19 protein-coding genes are annotated in these 22,953 nt (G+C 66.2%); 8 read left to right on the forward strand and 11 right to left on the reverse strand.

Features of this window, described 5'->3' with window-relative positions:
- Window positions 1–3,304: glycosyltransferase family 9 protein (locus VHB27_RS20770; protein ID WP_325604142.1), on the forward strand; the 3,304-nt coding region annotated here is incomplete at its 5' end.
- Window positions 3,304–4,074, forward strand: coding sequence for a 3'(2'),5'-bisphosphate nucleotidase CysQ (cysQ, locus tag VHB27_RS20775; protein WP_325604144.1), 771 nt, complete (start codon window positions 3,304–3,306; stop codon window positions 4,072–4,074). The genes VHB27_RS20770 and cysQ, both read left to right, overlap by 1 nt.
- A gap of 61 nt (window positions 4,075–4,135) precedes the next feature.
- Here cysQ and VHB27_RS20780 read toward each other — a convergent pair whose 3' ends face one another.
- The 5 genes from VHB27_RS20780 to VHB27_RS20800 form a co-directional block, all read right to left on the reverse strand.
- The gene (locus tag VHB27_RS20780) at window positions 4,136–5,338 is read right to left on the reverse strand and encodes a Zn-dependent hydrolase (RefSeq protein ID WP_325604146.1); all 1,203 of its coding nucleotides are present in this window, start codon (window positions 5,336–5,338) and stop codon (window positions 4,136–4,138) included.
- A 25-nt stretch (window positions 5,339–5,363) separates the two neighbouring features.
- Complete coding sequence (locus VHB27_RS20785; protein WP_325604148.1) at window positions 5,364–5,549, reverse strand: hypothetical protein; 186 nt, start codon at window positions 5,547–5,549, stop codon at window positions 5,364–5,366.
- A gap of 134 nt (window positions 5,550–5,683) precedes the next feature.
- Window positions 5,684–7,285, reverse strand: coding sequence for an ABC transporter substrate-binding protein (locus VHB27_RS20790; protein ID WP_325604149.1), 1,602 nt, complete (start codon window positions 7,283–7,285; stop codon window positions 5,684–5,686).
- Between the two features lie 7 nt (window positions 7,286–7,292).
- Window positions 7,293–8,897: an ABC transporter substrate-binding protein gene (locus VHB27_RS20795; RefSeq protein ID WP_325604151.1), complete on the reverse strand. Its 1,605-nt coding sequence runs from the start codon at window positions 8,895–8,897 to the stop codon at window positions 7,293–7,295.
- 40 nt (window positions 8,898–8,937) lie between these two features.
- Complete coding sequence (locus VHB27_RS20800; RefSeq protein ID WP_325604153.1) at window positions 8,938–9,648, reverse strand: isochorismatase family cysteine hydrolase; 711 nt, start codon at window positions 9,646–9,648, stop codon at window positions 8,938–8,940.
- Window positions 9,649–9,913: 265 nt separating this feature from the next.
- On the opposite strand from VHB27_RS20800, the gene VHB27_RS20805 reads away from it, so the two are divergent.
- The 6 genes from VHB27_RS20805 to VHB27_RS20830 are packed head-to-tail and all read left to right on the forward strand — an operon-like array spanning window position 9,914 to window position 15,491.
- On the forward strand, window positions 9,914–10,852 hold the full coding sequence (locus VHB27_RS20805) for an ABC transporter permease (RefSeq protein ID WP_325604155.1): 939 nt from the start codon (window positions 9,914–9,916) through the stop codon (window positions 10,850–10,852).
- Between the two features lie 14 nt (window positions 10,853–10,866).
- Window positions 10,867–11,799 (forward strand): ABC transporter permease, encoded by a 933-nt coding sequence (locus VHB27_RS20810; protein ID WP_325604157.1) that lies wholly within the window; start codon window positions 10,867–10,869, stop codon window positions 11,797–11,799.
- Between the two features lie 46 nt (window positions 11,800–11,845).
- Window positions 11,846–12,925, forward strand: a complete 1,080-nt coding sequence (locus VHB27_RS20815; protein WP_325604159.1) for an ABC transporter ATP-binding protein — start codon at window positions 11,846–11,848, stop codon at window positions 12,923–12,925.
- On the forward strand, window positions 12,918–13,910 hold the full coding sequence (locus VHB27_RS20820) for an ABC transporter ATP-binding protein (RefSeq protein WP_325604161.1): 993 nt from the start codon (window positions 12,918–12,920) through the stop codon (window positions 13,908–13,910). Before VHB27_RS20815 ends, VHB27_RS20820 begins: the two co-directional genes overlap by 8 nt.
- 13 nt (window positions 13,911–13,923) lie before the next feature.
- A complete protein-coding gene (locus VHB27_RS20825; protein ID WP_325604163.1) occupies window positions 13,924–14,100 on the forward strand; it encodes a hypothetical protein in 177 nt (58 codons plus the stop codon).
- Window positions 14,100–15,491 (forward strand): amidase, encoded by a 1,392-nt coding sequence (locus VHB27_RS20830; protein WP_325604165.1) that lies wholly within the window; start codon window positions 14,100–14,102, stop codon window positions 15,489–15,491. Before VHB27_RS20825 ends, VHB27_RS20830 begins: the two co-directional genes overlap by 1 nt.
- Window positions 15,492–15,700: 209 nt before the next feature.
- On the opposite strand, the gene cydX is transcribed toward VHB27_RS20830, so the two are convergent.
- The 6 genes from cydX to VHB27_RS20860 all read right to left on the reverse strand — a co-directional run bounded on the left by cydX (window position 15,701) and on the right by VHB27_RS20860 (window position 22,339).
- A complete protein-coding gene (cydX, locus tag VHB27_RS20835; RefSeq protein ID WP_325604167.1) occupies window positions 15,701–15,805 on the reverse strand; it encodes a cytochrome bd-I oxidase subunit CydX in 105 nt (34 codons plus the stop codon).
- A gap of 16 nt (window positions 15,806–15,821) precedes the next feature.
- Entirely contained in the window at window positions 15,822–16,961 is a 1,140-nt protein-coding gene (gene cydB / locus VHB27_RS20840) for a cytochrome d ubiquinol oxidase subunit II (protein WP_325604169.1), read from the reverse strand.
- A gap of 9 nt (window positions 16,962–16,970) precedes the next feature.
- Window positions 16,971–18,512 (reverse strand): cytochrome ubiquinol oxidase subunit I, encoded by a 1,542-nt coding sequence (locus VHB27_RS20845; protein ID WP_413788636.1) that lies wholly within the window; start codon window positions 18,510–18,512, stop codon window positions 16,971–16,973.
- A gap of 18 nt (window positions 18,513–18,530) precedes the next feature.
- Window positions 18,531–18,713, reverse strand: coding sequence for a cytochrome oxidase putative small subunit CydP (cydP, locus tag VHB27_RS20850; RefSeq protein WP_325604173.1), 183 nt, complete (start codon window positions 18,711–18,713; stop codon window positions 18,531–18,533).
- A 310-nt stretch (window positions 18,714–19,023) separates the two neighbouring features.
- Window positions 19,024–21,309, reverse strand: coding sequence for an NADP-dependent malic enzyme (locus tag VHB27_RS20855; protein ID WP_325604175.1), 2,286 nt, complete (start codon window positions 21,307–21,309; stop codon window positions 19,024–19,026).
- A 133-nt stretch (window positions 21,310–21,442) separates the two neighbouring features.
- Window positions 21,443–22,339, reverse strand: coding sequence for an N-acetylmuramoyl-L-alanine amidase family protein (locus tag VHB27_RS20860; RefSeq protein WP_325604179.1), 897 nt, complete (start codon window positions 22,337–22,339; stop codon window positions 21,443–21,445).
- Window positions 22,340–22,953: the final 614 nt, after the last annotated feature.

The raw sequence follows: 22,953 nt of genomic DNA on the forward strand, positions 1-22,953 counted from the left end.
CGACTCGCCCAAGCTGGTGAGCGGCGCGGTCCCCGAACTGATCACCGGGCGATTGACCATCGACGGGTGGCTGCTCACCCGTTCCGGCATCGCCAGCTTCGAGGTCTTTGTCGACGACCAGAAGCTGGGCGACATGCATTACGGCCTGGCCCGCCAGGACGTGGGCACCGCGTTTCCGGAATGGCCGAACGCCCTGCGCAGCGGCTTCGCCTTCCACTGCCCGCCGCGCGGGCTGAAGGACGGCGACCACACGGTCCGCCTGCTGGTGAAGGCCAAGAACGGCGTGACCATCGACCGGTCGTTCCGCCTGACCGTCAAGAAATCCGAGGAAGACGGCGACCAAGGCGGCTTCCGCCGCCGTGTACCCCGGGTCGAGGCCGACATGATGCTGGCGATGCTGGACAAGCTGGCGTTCCGTCCGCATCTGCGCTTCGTGCTGCGACAGAACGAGCAGATCGACATCGGCGCGATCAACCGCGCCCTCGACTCGCTGCGGCTGCTCGCGTGGGACGACTGGTCGGTCCTGATGCTGGCGTCGGACGTACGGGTGGCAGCGGCACTCAGTATCATTGTCGACGAAACCATGTCCCACCTGGCGGAACGTTTCGCCATCGTCTCCGCCGAGGACGATGAGGCGTGGGACAAGCCGCTCGCCGCCGGCACCGAGGGACGAAATACGCTGCACCTGCTGCTCCTGCCCGGCGACGAGTTAGGCGCCGACGCGGGGCTGGAACTCGCCGCCGCGTTGGCGCGGCATCCGGACGCGCACGTCGCCTACGGCGACGAGCTTCGCATCAGCCCGGTCAGCCATGAGCAGGAGCCTTTCTTCAAGCCTGACTTCTCGCCCGACCTGCTGACCTCGATGAACTATTTCGGCCGTCCCTGGGCGGTGACGGACGCGGTGCTGGCCGGGACCGGCGCGACGCCCCGGTCGCTGTTCGCCCGCGGGGAATACGATCTCGCGCTGCATTGCGCCGACCTCGCCGGCGCGATCCGGCACGTGCCGAAGCTGCTGTGCCAGACCGGGTCAGGCCAGAGTGAGGCCGGCCGAGGCGACACGGCGGAGCAGGAACGCGCAGCGCTGCTGCGGATGGCAGAGCGCCGGGGCCTGGACGCAACGGTGGAGGCGACGCCGATCCCCGGCACCTGGCGTCTGAAGCGCTCGGTGCAGACCAAGGCGCTGGTATCGATCATCATCCCGACCTGTGCCGCCAACGGCTATATCAGGACCTGCCTCAATTCGTTGCGTGCCCGTACGGCATACGAGAATTACGAGATCATCGTCGTCGACAACATCCCGCCTACGGAAGCCACCTGGAAAAACTGGGTGAAGCAGAACGCCGACAAGATCGTCGACATGCCGGAGGCGTTCAACTGGTCCGTCTTCAACAACCGCGCGGCGGCAGAGGCTTCGGGCGAGTTCCTGCTGTTCCTGAACGACGACATCACCATCACCGACCATGACTGGCTGGACGCACTGCTGGAGCATGCGCAGCGGCCCGAGGTCGGGATCGTCGGGCCGCAGTTGCTGTATCCCGACGGGAAAGTGCAGCACGCCGGCATGTTCCTGGCGAACAACGGCATCGGCCGCCATGCCTTCCGCTTCGCGATGTACGACGATCCGTGCTATTTCGGCCTCGCACTGACCCAGCGCGACGTGATGGCGGTGACCGGCGCCTGCATGCTGGTCCGGAAGGAAACCTTCGAGGCGCTGGGCCGGTTCGACGAAGCGCACCAGATCGTCAACAACGACCTCGACTACTGCCTGCGCTCGCATCAGGCGGGACTGCTGACCGTCTACACGCCCTATGCGTCGATGACGCATCATGAGCTGGCCAGCCGAGCGTATATGAAGGACGTGTTCGATCTGACGCATTTCAACGCGCAGTGGAAGACGACCTTCGCCGCCGGCGATCCGTATTTCAATCCGCGGCTCTGGCGCCACGCCGACGATTACCGTCCGGACGATGAGCCGGTGCAAAGCGTCGTCTCCGGCAGTCCGCTGTTCCACCGGGAGGAGATCCGGCGCATCCTGGTGGTGAAGCTCGACCATATCGGCGATTTCGTCACTGCGCTGCCGCCGATCCGGCGACTGAAGACGCTATTCCCAGAGGCGCATATCACCGTGCTGGCCGGCCCCGCCTCGCGTGCGTTCGTCGGGCTGGAACCGGCGATCGACGCCTTCATCCCCTTCGCGTTCTTCCACGCCCGCTCCCAGTTGGGGGAGCGGGAGCTGACCCCGGACGACTACCGCGAACTGTCGGAGCAGCTTCGGTCGCACCGCTTCGACCTCGCGGTCGATCTGCGGAAGCATCATTCCACGCGCGACGTCCTGAAATACACCGGTGCTCGGTTTCTCGCGGGCTTCGATTTCCAGGGGCAGTATCCGAACCTGGACGTCGCGCTGGACTGGGACGGCGACCGCAACCTGCAACGCAAGCGCAACCACATCGTCGACGACCTGATGGCGCTGGTGAACGCGATCGGCCATGCCTCGGAATCCGACCGCGTCGTGATGAAGGCGCCACCCGAACCGATGCCGCTGGCGGACATGCCGCCCGAGGTCGCGGCGCTGTTCGCCAAGCCCGTCGTCGCCGTCCACCCAGGCGCCGGCAACATCACCAAGCAATGGCCCGAGGCGCACTTCGCCGCGCTGATCGACTTGCTGGTTGAGCGGAACGGCGTGAACGTCATGCTGGTCGGCGGCCCGGACGAGGTGGAGATCGCCAAGACCGTCATGGGCCACGTGCTGCACGCCGAGGCGATCGCCAGCATGGCGGGCAAGACCTCCCTGGCGGCGCTGCCGGCACTGCTGCGGACCTGCGCGCTGTATATCGGCAACGACAGCGGTCCCAAACACATTGCCGCCGCGGCCGGCGTACCCACGATCGGCATCCACTCGGGTGTCGTCGATCCGGTGGAATGGGGCCCGATCGGCCCGAACGCGGTGGCGTTGCGGCGGAACATGAACTGCAGCCCCTGCTACCTGGCCAAGGCCGAGGACTGTCCGCGCGGCCTCGCCTGCCTCAATGCGCTGGAGCCGAACCTGGTTTATGAGACCGCGGACCGGATGCTGGCGCACGGAGATGAGGACGCGCCGTCGCAGGCAGCCGAGACCTCGTCGGGACAGGCGGCCGAGAGCGCGCCCGCCGAGGCCGCACCGCCACGCGAGGGGAGGACCGCCCCGTCGCGCGAGGGGAGAACCGCGCCGTCGCGCGAGGGGAGGGCTGCGCCGTCGCGCAAGACGGCGCGGCGTGGAACCGCCAAACGCGAGACCCAACCTCAGACTGTGGATACCGCGTGATGGACGACACCACCCTGCTGGAGTTGGCGGCCCGCCTTGCCGCCAAGGCCGCCACGACGATCAATGCCATCCGCGCGCGCGGCTTCGCGGTGGAGCGCAAAGCGGACCACTCGGTCGTGACCGAGGCCGACCATGCCGCCGAGGCGGTGATCGTCACCGGCCTGCGCACCGCCCTGCCCGGCTGCGTCGTGGTCGCCGAGGAGGAGATCGCCGCCGGCCACGTGGTCGCCGCGAGCGAAACGTTCTGGTCGGTGGACCCGCTGGACGGCACGCGGGAGTTCTCGGGCGGCGGCGACGATTTCGCTGTGAATATCGGTCTGGTGCGTCACGGACGGCCGGTGCTGGGCGTCGTCGGTGTGCCGGCACTTGGGGAGATCTATGGCGGGATCGTTGGGGTGGGCGCTTGGCGGCAGGACGCCAAGGGAACACGCGTGGCGATCGCGACGCGCGCCGAACCGGCGGAGGGCCTGACCGTGGTCGCCAGCCGCCACCACGGCGACCAGGCTCAACTCGACCGCTATCTCGCCGGACGCACCGTCGCCCGTACCGTCAATTTCGGCTCCAGCCTGAAATTCTGCCGCGTCGCCGAGGGGTCGGCGGACCTCTATCCCCGGTTCGGCCGGACGATGGAGTGGGACACCTGCGCACCCCAGGCCGTGCTGGAAGCGGCCGGCGGCGTCGTGCTGACGCTGGACGGGGCGCCGCTGGGGTATGGGAAAGCGGGCTGGGACAACCCGCACTTCGTCTGCTGGGGCCGCGCACCCGGGTAACGGCACGCGGCCATGCCGTTCGTCATGGTGTGGGCCTTCGCCCGCCATCACGCGGCACCGATCATCCCGCCAGGAAGCGCCGGACCCCTTCCCCCAGCACTTGAATGCCCAACGCCAGGTCCTCGTCCTTGGTGTCTTCGGCCCAATGGTGGCTGATGCCGCCGATCGACGGCACGAACAGCATCGCCGCCGGCATCACGCGGGCGATGTTCTGCGCATCATGGCCCGCGCCGGAGGGCATCACTTGCCAGGCACCGGGTGCCAGGGTCTCGGCGGCGGACGACAACGCCTCCATCATCCGCGGGTCGCACAGGGCCGGGATCGCCTTAGAGATCGGCTCGACCGAAACGACACAGCGTTCCCGCCGGTTGGTTTCGCGCGCCAGGCGATAGAGCGTTTCTTCCATCCGCTCCAGCACCGGCACGCTGACGTCGCGGAACTGGAACAACACGTCCGCCTTGCCGGGAATGATGCTGGGCGCGCCTGGCTCCAGGACGATCCGTCCGGTGGTCCAGGTGCTGCGCTCCCCGCAGACGCGAGGGAATTCGGCGTCGATCGCCGCCAGCAGGCGCACCGTGGTCAGGCCGGCATCCTTCCGCTCCGCCATCGTGGTGCCGCCGGCATGGTCCTGCTGGCCGGTCACCGTGATGCGGAACTGCCAGATGGCGACGATGCCCGACACGACGCCGATCCGCAGCCCGGCATTCTCAAGCTGGGTCCCCTGCTCGATATGCATCTCGAAGAAGCCCTTGTAGCGGGCCGGATCGAGGCGCAGGCGCGGCTTGCCGTCCAGCCCGACCGCCTTCAGCGCGTCGCGCAGCAGGGAGCCGTCGTTACGGCTGCGGCTGCGGTCGATCTCCGCCTCGGTCAGGTCGCCGATGATCGAGCGGCTGCCGAGGAAGCCGCCCTCGAAATGTCCTTCTTCGTCGGCGAAGGCGCAGACGTCGACCGGCAGGCCGGCACGGGCCAGGGCCACCGCTGCCATGACGCCCAACGCGCCATCGAGCCAACCGGCTTCGTTCTGGCTTTCGATATGGCTGCCGCACAACACGTGCGGGCCGGGGCCGGGGTGGCGGCCGAAGACGTTGCCGATGCCGTCGATCGACGCCTCCAGCCCGCAGGCGGTCAGACGGTCCATCAGCCAGCGCCGGGACTGCATATCCTGCGGCGAGAAGGTGGGGCGATGCACGCCGGTCTTGAAGCGGCCGATCTCCCGTAGCTCGTGAAGGTCCTTGAGGAACGCCTCGCTGTCGATCGCGGCCATGTACGCGGGCTCCGTCGAATGGTCGTTACGCGGACGGGGATGGGGTCAGCCGCAGGGCCGAGAGCGGTTCCAGCGCGTAGGACATCGGTCCCCGCAATCCGCCGGCGGCTCTATCCAGGTCCGAAACAAGCGCCTGTAGTTTCGCCACCTCCTCGGGCGGCAGTTTCAGCCCCGCGGCCTTCATCCGTGCCTCGAAGTTTCCATTCGTCACCCGGTACCCTCCTGCCCGCCGCATCATGGGGCTTTGCACGTTATCGCGCAAAGCCCCATGTATTACAAATCGGGCAGAAAATGTTTTTTTGTCAGGCGTGTGTCATGACGCACGCCTGACGGAACGCTATCCGCCTACGCCATCGAAATCTGGGTAAAATCCACGAACCAGGACTCGACGGGAACGAATCCCTGGACTTTTTTGGTCATGGCCCGCGGATTCAGATCATGCACGATGAAGACCCAGGCCGCGTCGTCAACAACCTTTGCGTGTGCTGACGCCAAGGCTTTCGTCTGGACCCCTTCGTCGAAGCTCGCCTGCGCCTGCTTCAGCAGGTCGGTGACCGCCGGGCTGTCGTAATGACCCCAGTTATAGTTGACCGGCGACCAACTGTCCTTGGCGTAATAGCGGAACATCGTCGAGGGATCGACGGAGCTGAGGCTGATGTTCACGCCCTGGACGCCATGCGACTGCGGCGCCTTGGGATCGGAGCGGATCGCAACCAGCATGGTGCCCCATTCGACGACGTCGAAATCGATCTGCATGCCCACGGCGGTGAAGTTCTGCTGCAGGAACTCGTTCATCTGGATCGGCAGCATCTGGCCTGACCCTGATGTCGAGATCATGATCTTCGCCTTGCAGGGCTTGTTCGGCCCATAGCCGGCCGCGGCCAGCAGCGCCTTCGCCTTGTTCGGATCATGCGTGTATTTCTCGGCCGGCGTGCCAAAGAACGGATGGTCCGGCGGATACAGCCCCACTGCCGGTTTCGCCGTCCCGTTCAACAAGTCGCATAGCCCGACCCGGTCTATCGCGTAATTGGCGGCCTGGCGCACGCGCACGTCCTGGAACGGCGATCCGGCCTCGATGTTCAGGCAGTACGGCCAAGTATGCGGATAGGGATGCGTGGTGACCACATAGCCAGCCTGCTTCAGCGACGGGATGGAATCCGGGGCCGGCACCTCGATCCAATCGACCTGGCCGGAGCGCAGCGCCGCGATGCGCGTGGTGGCTTCGGCCATCGGGCTGACCACCAGCTTTTCCAGTTTGGGGATGCGGTTCTTGTCCCAGTAGTTCTCGTTACGCACCATTTCGATGAACTGGCCCGGCACGACGCGACTGATCTTGAACGGGCCGGTGCCGGAGGGCTTCTTGCCGAATTCCGCCCAGGACTTGCCCACGGCGTCGAACTGCGTGGGGCTGACCATCAGCACGCGGGTCAGCAGCCAAGGCAGGAAGCTGAACGGATACTGGGTAGTGATGGCGATGGTTTCTTCGTCAACCTTATCGTAACCGGCAACCATCGACACCGCCGCCTTGACGATCGGCGCCGAGGTCGCGTCGTAATGCGGCGACTTCTCGTCATAGATCCGCTGCAGGTTCCAGATCACCGCGTCGGCGTTGAAGTCCGATCCGTCATGGAACTTCACCCCCTGGCGGACGCTGAACAGCCAGCGCAGCGGGTTCTTCGGATCGATCTTCCACGCGGTGAACAGGCCGGGGGTGATGTTGGCCGGCTTGTCGGGGTTATGGATCAGGTCCCAGTTGACCAGAGCGTCATAGGGCGGATAGCCGAGGAAACGGTATCCTTCGAAACCGTTGTTCGGAATACCGTGCGCGGTGGGCAGGTCGGCCGCCGTCATCGCGATACGCAGCGTGCCGCCCGTCGCAGCCTCGACAGGCAGCGCCGGAATCGCCGCCGCGGCGGCGATTCCGGCCATTAGGTCACGTCGAAACATGGATCTCCTATGACATCGTGATCTGTGTGAAGTCCTGGTACCAGCTTTGGGCCGGCTTGAAGCCGGTCACCTTCTTGGACATCGCGCGCGGGTTGAGGTCGTGCACGATGAACAGCCATGCCGCCTGGTCGACGACGATGGCATGGGCCTGCGCGAGCAGCTTCGTCTGCTCCGCCTTGTCGAAGGTCGCCTGCGCCTTGCGCAGCAGCGCGCTCGCTTCCTCGTTGTCCCAGTGTCCCCAGTTGTAGTTGACGGGGGAGAAACTCTCCTTCGCGTAATAGCGGAACATCGAGGACGGGTCGGTATAGCTCAAGCTGATATTGATCCCGTCATCGCCATGGGACTGCGGCGCCTTGGGATCGGAGCGGATGGCGACCAGCATCGTGCCCCATTCCACCACGTCGAAATCGATGTCGAAGCCGACGGCGGCAAAGTTCTGCTGCATGAACTCGTTCATCGGGATCGGCAGCATCTGGCCGGACCCGGAGGTCGAGATCATGATCTTCGCCTTGCACTTCTTGTTCGGGCCGTAGCCGGCCGCGGCCAGCAGTGCCTTCGCCTTTTCCGGATCGTGGTCGTAATTGTTGGCCGGCTTGCCGTAGATCGGGTCGTCGGCGGGATACAGCCCGGTCGCCGGTGTCGCGGTGCCGTTCAGCATGTCGCACAGGCCCTTGCGGTCCAGCGCGTAGTTCAGCGCCTGGCGCACGCGGACATCCTTGAAGGCCGAGGCGTCCGTGCAGTTCAGCACGTACGGATAGGTGTGCGGATAGGGCCAGAGGCTGATCTGGAACCCGGCCGCCTTCAGCGACGGGATGCCGTCGGCCGGCGGCACCTCGATCCAATCCACCTGTCCGGACCGGAGCGCGGCCAGGCGGGTCGTGGCCTCGGGCATGGGATAGACGATCATCTTCTCCAGCTTGGGGATGCGCGTCTTGTCCCAGTAATCCTCGTTGCGCGACATCTCGGCATACTGGCCCAGCACCACCTTGGTGATCTTGAACGGCCCGGTGCCGGAGGGATTCATGGCGAATTTCGCCCAGTTCTTGCCTGCTTCCTCCCAGCGCTTGGGGCTTGCGATCAGGATGCGCGTTAGCAGGTAGGGCAGGAAGCTGAACGGGTACTGGGTCGTAATGACGATCGTCTTGTCGTCCAGCTTCTGGTAGCCGGAGACCATCGACACCGTCGCGCGCACGATCGGCGCGGCGGGTGCGTCATATTGCGGGGCCTTCTCGTCGAAGATGCGGCCGAAATTGAAAATGATCGCATCCGCGTCGCACGGCGAGCCGTCATGGAACCTGACGCCCTGGCGCACGGTACAGATCCAGCGCAGCGGGTTGCCTTCGTCGATCTTCCAATCGGTGAACAGGCCCGCCGTGATGTCCGCCAGCTTGTCGGTATGGGTGAAGTCCCAGTTCACGATCGAATCGTACGCAGGGTAGCCCAGGAAACGGAACCCCTCGCCGCCGTTGTTCGGAATGCCATGCGTCGTCGGAAGATCGGCCGCCGTCATGCCGATCCGCAGCACTTGCGGCACGGCGGCGCCGGCCGGAAGCGCCGGAAGCACCGCCGCGCCCGCGGCGGTCGCGAGCAGGCCACGTCTGGATACCGTCATGCAAACCCCGCGCGAAAGAACGGGCGGGATGTTGCAATGGCTATGCCAGCGCCGCTTCCGACCCCGCCGTCGCCGTCGCGATCATCCCCACCAGTTCCGATGACAGGATCACGTCGCAGAACGTGTGCGCCATCGCCGACAGCGTGGCGTTATGCTCCTCGTCGGTGAAGGTGGCGTTGCCGTCGGCGACGAAAAACACCTTGTAGTTCAGCATCATCGCATCGCGCGCGGTGGACTCGCAGCAGACCTGGGAAGCCGTGCCCGTCACGATGATCGTATCCACGCCGCGGGCCTTCAGGATCGCGTCCAGCGACGACGCCCCCGGCGCGAAGGCGCCAAAACGGCTCTTGCGGACCTTCAGGTCCTCGGGCCGTACATCCAGGCCCGGCCAGATCTGGTGGCCATCGGAGCCGGGCGTGAACGCCTCGATCATCCGCTCGCGGCGGGCGGGGGAGCAGAAATGGTCGAAGAACACCGGCCAGGTGCGGATCGCTTCCGCATCGAACGTGTTCTGGACATAGACCACGAGCCCGCCGGCCTCGCGCAGCGCCTGGCTGATCCGGTTGACCGCGGGCACGATCTCCCGAGCGGTGGGGATCTCGGCGATGGCGCCGGGGGCCATGAAGCCGTTCTGAAGGTCCACGACGACATGCGCGGTGCGGGCAGGGTCGAGCGTGTCGAAGACCCGCACGCCGCCGCGGCGCTGGGTGGCACGCTCGATGACGGCAGGCAGGATGGCGGGCTTGTGCATGCGGGCGCTCCGGAATGATTAAACTTTAGGCGAACACTTCGTAACGACGGTAAGTTTGCTAAGCGAAAAAGGCAACCGCGCAAAATTTGAACAGCCCCAAGGTGGATAAGGGACGCGCAAAGGACGCTGGTTTGCTGCACCGCAACACGCCGCCGCCGGAACCGGACACGCTCGCCCGCTGTCCCGACCCTAATGCCAACCCTGGCACGGAACTTGCGGATCAAGCGGGAACGGGCAACTCCGCCTCAGAGGACCATCCGAACGCATGCTCCTGTTCGCAATCCGCCGCCTGCTGCAGGCGATCCCCATCCTGCTGGGCGTTTCGCTGGTCGTTTTCGGGCTGGTGCACATCGTGCCTGGCAACCCGATCGACATGCTGATGCCGCCCGAGGCCTCACCCGAGGTGATCGCGCAGATGAAGGCGGCGTTCGGCTTCGACAAGCCGCTCTACATTCAGTACATCCTGTGGCTCTGGCGCGCGCTGCACGGCAATTTCGGCCTGTCGGTGTTCAACGCCACCCCGGTCTGGGGCCAGTTGGTAGAAGCGCTGTCCAACACCTTCGTCCTCGCCATCCCCGCCGCGATCCTGGGCTTCACGCTGGGCGTCGTCCTGGGCATGGCCTCGGCACTGTACCATGGCCGCTGGCCGGACAAGCTGTTCTCCTCCATCGCCACCATCGGCGTCTCGCTGCCGCATTACTGGTGCGCGATCGTGCTGGTGCTGGCCTGCGCGGTGCTGCATGACTGGCTGCCGGCGCAGGGCATGGGCGACGACACGCTGCCACTGTATGACCGGCTGCAATACCTGGTGCTGCCGGTCGTGACCCTGTCGCTGATCCCGATGGGGGTGATCGGGCGGCTGGTACGGGCCACGGTGCTGGACATCGTCGGCCAGGACTTCGTGGGCGCCTTGTCGGCCAAGGGCCTGACCCGCTGGCCGGTGATCCGTCACATCGCCAAGAACGCCGCCCCCCCGGTGCTGGCGCTGATGGGCCTGCAGTTCGGCTACCTGCTGGGCGGGTCGATCCTGGTGGAGACGGTGTTCAACTGGCCCGGCTCCGGCAACCTGCTGAACCTGGCGATCTTCCGCCGCGACATCCCTGTCCTGCAGGCGACGATCCTGGTGCTCGCGACCTTCTTCGTGATCCTCAACCTGCTCGTCGACATCGCCCAGGCGGCGATCGACCCGCGTATCCGCCGTTGACCGGAGGCAGTCCCATGTCCGATCTCGTGCTGGAGGCAGGCCACAAGCGCGCGGACGCGCCGGCCGATCCGCAAGCCGCCGCCGACCAGTCCCCTGCCCCTGCACCCGGCTATTGGAAATCCGTCGCCGGCCGGTTGCTGCGCGACAAGGTGACGATGATCGTCACAGTGATCCTGCTGGGCATCCTGTTCATCACCCTGGGCGCACCGCTGGTGACGCATTACGACCCCTACCAGGGCAGCGTCCTCACCCGGCTGAAACCCATCGGCACGCCCGGCCACTGGCTCGGCACCGACGAGACCGGGCGCGACCTGTGGACCCGTCTCTGCTACGGCGGGCGGCTGTCGCTGCTGGCAGCGATCATGCCCGTCACGATCTCACTGGTCGTGGGCGGCTTCCTGGGCATCCTTGCGGGTTATGTGGGCGGCACCATCGGTACGCTCATCATGCGGACGATGGACGTGTTCTACGCTTTCCCGTCGATCCTGCTGGCGATCGCCATTTGCGGCCTGCTGGGCAACGGGCTGTCGAACTCGATCATCGCCCTGGCGGTCGTCTTCATCCCGCCGATGGTCCGCGTCGCCGAGACCGTGACCACCCAGGCCCGCGGCCTCGACTTCGTGGAGGCCGCGCGCGCCTCGGGCAGTACCACGCTGCAGATCATTCGCCATCACGTGCTGGCCAACGTGCTGGGACCGATCCTGGTCTACGCCACCAGCTTGATCAGCGTGTCGATCATCCTGTCTGCCGGCCTGTCCTTCCTGGGCCTGGGCGTGACGCCGCCGGAGGCGGAATGGGGGCTGATGCTCAACTCCCTGCGCCAGGCGATCTATGTGCAGCCCTATGTGGCCGCCCTGCCCGGCGTGATGATCTTCGCGACGTCGATGTGCTTCAACCTGATGTCGGACGGGTTCCGTTCGGCGATGGACGTGAGGCTCAACAAATGACAAACGCAACGACCCTGAACCTGCCGAACCCGATTGGGACCTCCGCATGAGTGCCGCGCTGAAACTCGACTCCCCGACCGATCCGCGCGACCGCGGCGGCCCGGCGCAGCCTTTGCTGATCGTCGAGAACCTGAAGAAATACTTCCCCGTCCGCGGCGGCGTGCTGAACCGCCAGGTCGCCACCGTGCAGGCGGTCGACGACGTTTCCTTCCTGGTCCACAAGGGTGAGACCCTGGGCATCGTCGGCGAATCCGGCTGCGGCAAGTCCACCACCGCCAGGCTGCTGATGCGGCTGATGGAGCCGGACGCCGGGTCGGTCGTGTTCGACGGCGACCCGGTCGGCGACAAACGCGGCATTTCCGTCTCCGAAATGCGGCGGCAGATGCAGATGGTGTTCCAGGACAGCTATTCGTCGCTGAACCCGCGCATGACCATGGCCGAAAGCATCGCCTACGCGCCCCGCATGCACGGCGTCGGGCGGAAGGAAGCGTTCGAGCGTGCCGAACGCCTGCTGAGCCGCGTCGGCCTGAACCCCGCACTGCATGCCCGCCGCTATCCGCACGAGATGTCCGGCGGCCAGCGGCAGCGGGTGAACATCGCCCGAGCGCTGGCGCTGGAACCGCGCATGGTCATCCTGGACGAAGCTGTGGCCGCGCTGGACAAATCGGTCGAGGCGCAGGTCCTGAACCTGCTCACCGACCTCAAGCACAGCCTGAACCTGACCTATCTGTTCATCAGCCACGACTTGAATGTCGTCGAATACATGTCCGACCGGGTTATGGTCATGTATCTCGGCCGCGTGGTCGAAACGGGACCGGTCGAATCGATCTATCGCCATCCGCGGCATCCGTACACGCGGGCGTTGTTCGCTTCGAAACCAACGCTCGATCCCGACCGACGCACGCAGGAGATGCCGCTGACCGGCGATCCGCCGAACCCGATCAACCCGCCCTCTGGCTGCCGCTTCCGCACGCGCTGCGCCTTCGCCCAGGCGATCTGCGCCGAAAAACCCCCGCTCCTGGCCGAACCGCTGGCGATCCCCTTGGCTGGCGCGCCGGAACCCTCCCACCTCGTGGCCTGCCACCTGCCCGAAGCGCAAGCCGCCGGAGCCTCTGCCCATGCCTGACGGATCGACCATGGCGCCCGTGCTGCGGGTCGAGGACCTGAGCGTCCGCTTCGTCCGCCGGAACGTTGACGTGCCCGCCGTAAACGGCGTCGAGTTCGCGCTGCAGGCCGGTGAGACGCTGACCATCCTGGGCGAGTCCGGATCGGGCAAGTCCGTCAGCCTGAAGGCGATGATGGGGTTGCTGCCGGAGTACGCCCGCATCTCCGGAAAGATCTGGCTGAACGGCCAGGACATGCTGTCGCTGCCGCCGGCCGAGTTGATGAAGATCCGCGGCGGGGCGGTGTCGATGATCTTCCAGGAGCCGATGGCCGCGCTCGATCCCGTCTATACGATCGGCCAGCAGATCGCCGAGACGATCGTCCAGCACGACGATTGCGACCGTTCCACGGCGATGAAGCGCGCTCGGGACCTGCTGGAGATGGTGAAGATCCCCTCGGCCGAACGGCGGCTGAAGAACTTCCCGCACGAGATGTCGGGCGGCATGCGCCAGCGGGCGATGATCGCGCTGGCGCTGGCGTGCAAGCCCAGCGTGCTGCTGGCAGACGAGCCGACGACCGCGCTGGACGTGACGGTACAGATCCAGATCCTGTTGCTGTTGAGACAGTTGCAACAGGAACTAGGCATGGCGATCATCTTCGTGACGCACGACGTGGGCGCGGCGGCCGAGATCTCGGACCGCATCGCGGTGATGTATGCCGGCCGTTTCGTCGAGACCGGAACGACCCGGCAAGTGATGAAACATCCGCGGCATCCCTATACCCAGGGCTTGCTGTCATCGACGGTGCATGGTGGCATGCGGGGCCAGCCGCTGGAGACGATTCCCGGCACGCCGCCTAACCTGGCGCAACTACCGCCGGGCTGCGCGTTCGCGCCACGCTGCCGCTATGTCGAGCCGGCCTGCCGGGCGGATGGGATTCCGGTGGTCGTGACCACGGATGGGGCAATGGCGCGCTGCGTGCGGGCCACGGCCCTGGAGCCTGCGTAAAGGGAAGAAACACATGACTTTTGAAGAATTTGGGGTCTTCTTCGACAAGGCCGGACTGCCCTTGTCCACGGCGCAGAAGGAAACGCTGTTCAAGGCATGGCCGATGCTGGAGGCGATGATTGCGAAGGCGACCGCGCCCCTGCCGCGGGAAGCGGAACCGTCCGTGATGTTCCAGGTGGAGGTGAAGTGATGGCCTCCTTCCTGTCGATCCGCGAGGCCGCCGACCTGATCGCGGCCAAGAAGCTGTCGCCGGTGGAACTGACGGCAACCTGCCTGGACCGCATCGCCAAATATGACGGCACGCTGCACAGTTTCCTACTCGTCACCGAAGACCGCGCAAAAGCCGACGCCAAGGCCGCCGAGGCTCGGATGATGGCCGGGGCGCTGAAGGGAAAGCTGGACGGCATCCCGATCGCGCACAAGGACATCTATTGTACCGCCGGCATCCGCACCACGGCGCATTCCAAGCTGCTGGAGGACTACGTTCCGACCGAAGACTCAATGGTCGTGAAGAAATGGGCCGAGGCCGGAACAGTCATGCTGGGCAAGCTCGCCACGCATGAATTCGCGCTGGGCGGACCGTCCTTCGACCTGCCCTGGCCACCCGCGCGCAACCCATGGAACCCGGACCATTTCACTGCCGGTTCGTCCTCGGGCACCGGCGCATCGGTTGCAGCGGGCCTGGCGCTGGGCGGCACCGGGTCGGACACCGGCGGATCGATCCGCGGTCCGGCGGCGCTGTGCGGCTTGGCCGGCATCAAGCCGACCTATGGCACCGCCAGCCGCATGGGCGTGTTCCCGCTGTCCTTCACGCTGGACCACACAGGCCCGCTGGCCTGGACGGTGGAGGATTGCGCGCTGCTGCTGCAAGGCATGGCCGGCTACGATCCCGCCGATCCAGCCAGCGCCAACCGGCCGGTGCCCAACTACAGCGCCGATCTGGGCAAGGGTGCGAAGGGCCTGCGCATCGGCGTGATCCGGCATTTCCACGAAGTGGACAACCCGGTCAGCGCCACCACCAAGGCCGGGATCGAAGGCGCGCTCGACATCTTCCGCAAGGAAGGCGCCGAGGTCCGCGATGTGACGCTATCCTCCATGGCCGACTACAACGCCGTCGGCTGGGTGATCCTGACCACCGAGGCCTATGCCGTCCACGAACCCTGGCTGAAGTCCCGCTTCAACGATTACGGCGAGTTGTTCCGCGACCGCCTGGCGTTCGCGGCGATGATCAGCGGGGCGGATTACATGCAGGCGGTGCGCCGCCGGCGGATTTTGTGCGACGAAATCGCCACGGCGATGGCCGATCTGGACGTCCTGATCACCGCGTCCGCCCCGGCCGAGGCGCCGAAGATCGACGCCGTTCCGAAATGGGCGATGCTGGAAAAGCCGAACTTCACCATGCCTTTCAACGTCACGGGCCTGCCGGCGTTGAGCCTCTGTACCGGCTACGGCGATGGCGGCCTGCCGCTGTCGATGCAGATCGTGGGCAAGCCGTTCCAGGAGGCGACGGTGTTCCGGGCGGGGCATGCATACGAGAAGGCGACGACCTGGCGGGCGAAGCGGCCGGGTCTGGTGGGGTAGGATGCAGGGGTGGCGGAGGACGCCACCCCGCCCCTTCCGTCATCGCCAGGGCCTGGACGACCTCGATTCGACGGCGGTGCGAGGAGGGCCAGAACAGGCCCTTTCGGCATCGGTATGGCAGCCATGGATCGTTGTTCGCATTGCCCGGCTTGACCGGACCATAAGGCTGGATGCGCTCGGGGCAGGTTCTCGGTCAGCCTGAAGCGGTACTAATCCGGCAACCCCTTCCCCGGCGACAGTTCCAGCCACATCGCATTCAGCGCGGCGAAGGAACACGCCAAGCCCAGACCCAGCACCCAACTGAAATACCACATCGTTCGTCTCCCTGGTTCAATAGGCGGTTTTCGAATCGTGGTCGATGTCGGCCTCGGTGACCGGACCGCGCAGCACCCGGTAGACCCAGGCGGTGTAGATCAGCACGATCGGCAGCAACAGGCCGGTGGCGATAGTCATCACGATCAGCGTCGTCAAACTGGACGAGGCGTCCCACAAGGTCAGGCTGGAGGCCGGATCCAGCGACGACGGCAGCATGAACGGGAACAGGCTGAGCCCCGCCGTCGCGATGACCGCCGCGATCGCCAGTCCGCTGGTGGTGAAGGCGAGCACGGGCCGGCTCCCCTGGCGCAGCAGCAGGACCGCGAGCAGCGCCATGACCACGCCCACCGCCGGCGCCGCCCAGATCGCCGGCTGGGCGGCGTAGTTCAGCAGTAGCGCCCCGGTCTGCACCGTGACTTGGTTGCCCAGCGGGTTGGACGGCGCGTCGACGCCGGCGAACCCCGTCAGCACGTAGCCCGGCAGGACCTTGACCCAGAAGCCGCCGACGATGAAGAGGACGACCATCACCAGGCCCGCGACCGTCCCGATCTGCTGCGCGCGCTGGCGCGGCCCGCCTTCGGTCTTGCAAGCCAGAAAGGCTGCCCCGTGCAGCAGCAGCATCGAGACGCTGACCAGGCCGCACAGCAGCGCGAAGGGATTGAACAGATCCCAAAGTGTGCCCGTGTAGGTCATCCGCAGCATCTCATCGAAGCGGAAGGGCACGCCCTGCAGGACGTTGCCGAAGGCGACGCCGAACACCAGCGACGGCACCAGCCCACCGATGAACAGCGCCGTGTCCCATGTCCCGCGCCAGCCCGTGCCGTCCAGCTTGCTGCGGAACTTGAAGCCAACCGGCCGCAGGATCAAGGCGCAGAGCAGCAGCAGCATCGCCAGGTAGAAGCCCGAGAACGCAACGCCGTACAGCGGCGGGAACGCGGCGAAGATCGCGCCGCCGCCCAGGATCAGCCAGACCTGATTGCCTTCCCAGACCGGGCCGATCGTGTTGATGACGATCCGGCGCTCCACATCGCGGCGTCCCACGAACGGCATCAGCATGGCCACGCCCATGTCGAAGCCATCCATCACTGCAATGCCGATCAGCAGGATGCCCAGCAACGCCCACCAGAGCAGGCGGAAGAATTCGTACTCAGCCATGGCGCGCCTCTATTCAGCGATTTTCAAGGAAGGACGGGCAGCCGGCAGCAACAGCTCCTCGGGTCCGTGCCGGATCGTGCGGACCATCAGGTAGATCTCGACCACCGCGAGCACCGAATAGAAGATGACGAAGCCCGCGAGCGACAGCATCACATCGGTGGCCGGCACGCTGGAGACCGAGAGGAAGGTCGGCAGCACGCCGTCGATCGTCCACGGCTGGCGTCCGCCCTCCGCGACATACCAGCCGACCTCCGCCGCGATCCAGGGCAGCGGCAGCGACCATAGGCACACATGCAACAACCAGCGCCGCTGCTCCAACTGCCGGGCCGAGGCGACGACGAACATCACGCCGAACAGGGCGATGAAGTAGAAGCCGAGGGCCACCATCAGCCGGAAACTGAAGAACAGCGGCAACACCGGCGGGACGGTATCCCAGGCCGCCGCTTCGATCTGCTGCGGCGTCGCGTCCGTCACCGCGGGCGTGTACCGCTTGAGCAGCAGCGCGTAGCCCAGGTCGTTCACGTGCTGCTTGAACGTGGCAGCCAGGGCCGGGTCATTCGGCGTCTTCCGCAGGCCGAGCATCGCACTGTATGCGATCTGGCCACTCTTGATGCGCTGCTGGGCCTGCTCGACCAGGTCCTTGATCCCTTCGACCTCGCCGTGCAGCGACCGCGTGGCGATCAAGCCCAGCACCCACGGGACGCGGATGGCGTCCTTGGTGGTCCGCGTCGCGATGTCGGGGATGCCGATCACGGTGAAGGACGCCGGCGCCGGTTCGGTCTCCCACATCGCCTCGATCGCGGCGATCTTCATCTTCTGGTTTTCGCCGGCGGTGTACCCGCTCTCGTCGCCCAGGACGACGACCGACAGCGCCGCCGCCAGGCCGAAGCTGGCCGCGACGGTCATAGAGCGGATGGCGAGGCCCCGATTACGGCCGCGGAGCAGGTAGTACGCGCTGATCGACAGGACGAACATCGCGCCGGTGACGTAGCCGGCCGAGACCGTGTGGACGAACTTGGCCTGCGCGACGGGGTTGAACACGACCGCGGTGAAGTCCGTCACTTCCATGCGCATGGTCGCAAGGTTAAAGGCCGCGCCGACCGGGTACTGCATCCATCCGTTGGCGATCAGGATCCACAGCGCCGAGAGGTTGGTGCCCAAGGCCAGCAGGCAGGTGACGATCAGGTGCTGGACGCGGCTGAGCTTGTTCCAGCCGAAAAAGAACAGCCCGACGAACGTGGCCTCCAGGAAGAAGGCCATCAGGCCTTCGATGGCCAGCGGCGCGCCGAATATGTCGCCGACGTAATGGGCGTAATAGGCCCAGTTCGTGCCGAACTGGAACTCCATGGTGATGCCCGTCGCAACGCCCATGGCGAAGTTGATTCCGAACAGCATCCCCCAGAACTTGACCATGTCCCGCCAGATGGTGCGTCCGGTGGTGACGTAGATGCTCTCCATGATCGCCAGCAGCACGGACAGGCCTAGCGTGAGGGGAACAAAGAGAAAGTGGTACAGCGCGGTCATACCGAACTGCACCCGCGCGAGGGTCACGACATCCAAGATGACCTCCTATTGCCGCGACCAGGACATGCCGGCGATGTGCGAGGCGACATCGATGGCTGGCCGGTGCGACGGGGAAAAGAAGACCCAGTAGATCAGGGTCAAGGCGACGAGCTTCACCGCGACGAGAACGAGCAGGTCGCGCCCGATCGCTCGTGTCTGGCCTGGAGCAGCATGGTTTCGGTCTCGCATGTTCCGAGCCCTCCGTGCGCGCTTCTTACCGGGCCATGGTCGACGAAGATTTGAGTTGGATCAACCGTAAGTAGTCTCTTCGCGCTGTCATCGGGGAAGGTTCATACGCGTCGAAACCGGACGCCCCTCGTCATGGCGGAGGTTCCATGGCGTTGAAACAGCCCGGAATCGGTGCCCTTCGTCATGGCGGACGCAGGCCCGCCATCCATGCCTGGTGATGTTGCCTGGTGATGTTGATAGAGGGGATAAGGCGTGGCCCTGCGACCGCCCTTATGGAGCCGACGCTGCCACGCCAAAGGGCGCCCCAGTGCTACGCCATGATCGACTGGTACGCCGCCAGGCACGCCAAGTCGACGATCTGGCTGGATGACGCGTCCATCGACACGATCTGCACCGGCTTCTCCATGCCCAGCAACAGCGGCCCGATCGTCGTCCCGCCGCCCAGGTGATGCGCCAGCCGCGCGGCGATATGCGCCGAATGCAATCCGGGCAGCACCAGCACGTTCGCGTCCCCCGTCAGCCTGCAGAACGGATACAACGCTCGGATGGACGCCTCCAGCGCGACATCGGGGCTCATTTCACCGTCGTATTCGAAATCGACCTTGCGCGAATCCAGGATCGCTACGGCGTCACGCATCGGCTGCGCACGCTCGTGCGGCGGGTCGCCGAACGTGGAGTGCGACAGCAGCGCCACGCGCGGTTCATGCCCAAGATGCCGGGCGGCCGCGGCCGCGCCGATGGCGATGCTGGCGACGTCCTCGGCGTTGGGACGGAAATTCACCAGCGAATCCGCAAGAAAGATCGTCTTGCCACGCATCCCGACCAGCAACGTCAGGCCGAACGGGATCGCGTCCCTGGCCGGTCCGATCGCCATGCGCACGTCCTCCAGGCAGACCGAGGCTGACCGCGTCAACCCGGTGACCATCGCGTCCGCGTCGCCCGTCGCGACCATGCAGGCGCCGAAGACGTTGCGATCCTGGTTGACCATCCGCACCACGTCGCGCCGCAGATAGCCCTTCCGCTGCAGCCGCGTGTAGAGGAACTCGACGTATTTGCTGTTGCGGTCGGACAGGCGGGCGTTGTGGATCTCCAGCCCCTCGACTTCGCCCAGCCCCAGGCTGGCGATCGTCGCCTTCACCCGGTCCTCGCGCCCGATCAGCACCGGGTGGCCATAGCCGGCGTTGCGGAAGGCGACGGCGGCGCGCACGACCTTTTCCTCCTCGCCCTCGGCGAAGACGACCCGGCGGGGGTTTTCCCGCACCAGTTCCATGGTGGATTCCAGCGCGTCCGCGGTCGGGTCGAGCCGTCCCGACAGGCTGCGGGCATAGCGGCGCAGGTCTTCCAGCGGCCGGCGCGCCACGCCGGAATCGATCGCTGCCTTGGCCACTGCCGGCGGCACGCGGGAGATCAGCCTGGGGTCGAACGCGTTGGGGATGATGTAGTCCGGGCCGAAGGACAGGCGCCGGCCGGTGGAGGCGCTGTGCACCTCGTCCGGCACGTCCTCCCGCGCCAGGGTTGCCAGCGCCTCGGCGGCGGCGATCTTCATCGCGTCGTTGATGGTGCTGGCGCGGACGTCGAGCGCGCCGCGGAAGATGTAGGGAAAGCCCAGGACGTTGTTGACCTGGTTCGGATAGTCGCTGCGCCCGGTGGCGATGATGGCGTTGGGGCTGACCGCGCGGGCTTCCTCCGGCGTGATCTCGGGGTCCGGGTTCGCCATGGCGAAGATGATCGGCTTGTCGGCCATGGAGCGCACCATGTCCTGGGTCAGCGCGCCCTTGACCGACAGGCCGAAGAAGCAGTCGCTGCCCGCGATCGCTTCCGCCAGGGTGCGCGCCTTTGTGTTGGCGGCATGGGCGGATTTCCACTGGTTCATGCCTTCGGTACGGCCCTGGTAGACGACCCCCTTGGTATCGCACAGGATCACGTGCTCCGGCCGCATGCCCATGGCCTTCAGCAGTTCGACGCAGGCGATCGCCGCCGCGCCGGCGCCGTTCACCACCAGCTTCGTCTCCTTCAGGGAGCGGCCGGTCACCTGGCAGGCGTTGATCAGCCCCGCGGCCGCCACGATCGCCGTGCCGTGCTGGTCGTCGTGGAACACCGGGATGTCCATGATCTCGCGCAGCCGCTGCTCGATCACGAAGCATTCGGGCGCCTTGATGTCTTCAAGGTTGATCCCGCCGAAGCCGGGCCCCAGGTAGCGGACGGCGCTGACGAACGCGTCGACGTCTTCGGTGCCGACCTCGAGATCGATACCATCGACGTCGGCGAAACGCTTGAACAGCGCGACCTTGCCTTCCATCACGGGCTTGGATGCCGTGGCGCCGATATTGCCCAGGCCCAGGACGGCGGTCCCGTTGGAGATCACCGCCACCATGTTGCCCTTGGTCGTGTAGTCATAGGCGAGGGATGGGTCGCGGGCGATGTGCAGGCAGGGTTCGGCGACGCCGGGGGAGTACGCCAAGGACAGGTCGCGGGCCGTGGTGATCGGTTTGCTGATGCGCGTTTCCAGCTTCCCCGGCCGGCCGCTGGCGTGCATCGCCAACGCCTCCTCCGCCGAGACGCGCGCCGTCCGCGTGTCGATTGATCCGTCGGCCATGGCCGTTTCTCCCGAAATTTGGCAAGGGTCCTTGGCGGGACCGTAAGGACCTATCATGAGCGTGTCGCGGCGCGGACGGAAGGGGGGACGTACAGCGTCCCAAGGCAACGAGCGCAGTAGCGGTAATCGGCCGTCAGGCGCTCTGGTCGCCGCCCTGGAAATACATGTCCACCGCCCGGCGCATCGCCTGCGCCACCAGGCGGCGATGCGCCGGGGTGCGCAGCGCCGCCTCGTCGCGCCGGTTGGACATGAAGCCCATCTCGACCAGCACGCTGGGAATGCTCGCCGATTGCAGCACCACGAAACCGGCATGCCGTTCGGGGTTCGTCAGCATCGGCAGGCTGTCGTCCAGGCTGCTGACCAGCGTCTGCGCGATCCGGCCGGACCGGACCAGGGTGTCCTGGCGGACGAGGTTGGCGATCACCGCCTCGATGGCGACGCCGCCGGCATGCCGGCGGCCGCGGACGAAGCGATCGGCGGAATTCTCCCGCTGGGCCAGGGCAGCGGTCTGCGGGTCGGATGCGTCGACCGCGTTGGTATAGACGGACGCGCCGCGCACCGAGTGGTCCGACAGGGCATCGGCATGCATCGAGACGAACAGCGCGGCGCCATGGTCCTGGGCCAGCGCGACGCGGTCCTCCAGCGGGATGAACCGGTCGCGGGTGCGGGTCAGCACGACGCGGTAGCCGCCGAATTCCAGCAGGTGCTTCAGTTCCAGCGCGGTCGCCAGCGCCACCTGTTTTTCATAGGTCCCCGTCACACCGATGGCGCCCGGGTCCTTGCCGCCATGGCCGGGATCGAGCATGACGATCGGCCCCGAATCCCGCGGTGCGGGCCGGACCGCTGGCGGCATGGGGGGAATCGGCAGTCTTTCGGGGATGGGATGGTGCACGCCGCCCCGGGCGTGACCCCGCAGGGACCGGGCGACGGCCTCGGCCGACGGCGGCAGCAGGAAGGTGGCGCAGACCGGGCTGGCCTGGGCGAACCGGCGCAGCAGCACGCGACGCGTGATCGTCCGAACAGGGAACATGGAGCACATTCTTCAGATATTGGATGCGTTAAGCCACCTTTGCCCTTGATTACGCCGAATTCAAGTCGTTTGTGCACGACGTGCTTGCGGTGCAGCACAGATTGCTTCATGGTTGTGTCGCTTCGGCGATGTCACACCCAGGCTGCGGTTCCGTGGTCTCGTGGCTTGTCAGGGCGTCGCGTGATCCCGTTCGGGTCCTGGTCGGAGACAGGGCCGCGCAACGGTGACGGAATCCGCCACGCCGCGACTGCATCGCCGCCCGTGTCGCGCCCGCCAGATCGGCCTCGTCCATCCGGCATTGTGGTGCGCCGGGACCTGGCCCCGAGAAGGCTCACACCCGCTCGGCCAGCGTCAGCACCGCCTTTTACACACGGGGCAGCGTTCCACGCCGGAGCGCGCCGACCGAACGCCAGGGATCGATGAACCACGCTGCGTCCTGCCTGTCCGATTTGGACCTTTCGCCCGAAGTCTCGGGTGGCAGAACGACCGCGTGCCTGACCGCCCGTGCCGCGCCCATCAGCGCGGCCGGACTCACGGCGGTGGACACCAGCCTTCCCCAAACTTCGGCCGGGCCCTTTTTCACAAGCCTTGCATGCCGGCTGCCGGATCGGACC

Origin of the sequence: Rhodopila sp. (assembly GCF_035548235.1) — a bacterium.
GTDB lineage: Bacteria > Pseudomonadota > Alphaproteobacteria > Acetobacterales > Acetobacteraceae > Rhodopila.

Bases quoted from the DNA above. Each gene is read 5' to 3' on its own strand.
- cysQ (WP_325604144.1), top strand. From the start codon at position 3,304: ATGGACGACACCACCCTGCTGGAGTTGGCGGCCCGCCTTGCCGCCAAG.
- VHB27_RS20780 (WP_325604146.1), bottom strand. From the start codon at position 5,338: ATGGCCGCGATCGACAGCGAGGCGTTCCTCAAGGACCTTCACGAGCTA.
- VHB27_RS20790 (WP_325604149.1), bottom strand. From the start codon at position 7,285: ATGTTTCGACGTGACCTAATGGCCGGAATCGCCGCCGCGGCGGCGATT.
- VHB27_RS20795 (WP_325604151.1), bottom strand. From the start codon at position 8,897: ATGACGGTATCCAGACGTGGCCTGCTCGCGACCGCCGCGGGCGCGGCG.
- VHB27_RS20800 (WP_325604153.1), bottom strand. From the start codon at position 9,648: ATGCACAAGCCCGCCATCCTGCCTGCCGTCATCGAGCGTGCCACCCAG.
- VHB27_RS20805 (WP_325604155.1), top strand. From the start codon at position 9,914: ATGCTCCTGTTCGCAATCCGCCGCCTGCTGCAGGCGATCCCCATCCTG.
- VHB27_RS20810 (WP_325604157.1), top strand. From the start codon at position 10,867: ATGTCCGATCTCGTGCTGGAGGCAGGCCACAAGCGCGCGGACGCGCCG.
- VHB27_RS20815 (WP_325604159.1), top strand. From the start codon at position 11,846: ATGAGTGCCGCGCTGAAACTCGACTCCCCGACCGATCCGCGCGACCGC.
- VHB27_RS20820 (WP_325604161.1), top strand. From the start codon at position 12,918: ATGCCTGACGGATCGACCATGGCGCCCGTGCTGCGGGTCGAGGACCTG.
- VHB27_RS20825 (WP_325604163.1), top strand. From the start codon at position 13,924: ATGACTTTTGAAGAATTTGGGGTCTTCTTCGACAAGGCCGGACTGCCC.
- VHB27_RS20830 (WP_325604165.1), top strand. From the start codon at position 14,100: ATGGCCTCCTTCCTGTCGATCCGCGAGGCCGCCGACCTGATCGCGGCC.
- cydX (WP_325604167.1), bottom strand. From the start codon at position 15,805: ATGTGGTATTTCAGTTGGGTGCTGGGTCTGGGCTTGGCGTGTTCCTTC.
- cydB (WP_325604169.1), bottom strand. From the start codon at position 16,961: ATGGCTGAGTACGAATTCTTCCGCCTGCTCTGGTGGGCGTTGCTGGGC.
- cydP (WP_325604173.1), bottom strand. From the start codon at position 18,713: ATGCGAGACCGAAACCATGCTGCTCCAGGCCAGACACGAGCGATCGGG.
- VHB27_RS20855 (WP_325604175.1), bottom strand. From the start codon at position 21,309: ATGGCCGACGGATCAATCGACACGCGGACGGCGCGCGTCTCGGCGGAG.
- VHB27_RS20860 (WP_325604179.1), bottom strand. From the start codon at position 22,339: ATGTTCCCTGTTCGGACGATCACGCGTCGCGTGCTGCTGCGCCGGTTC.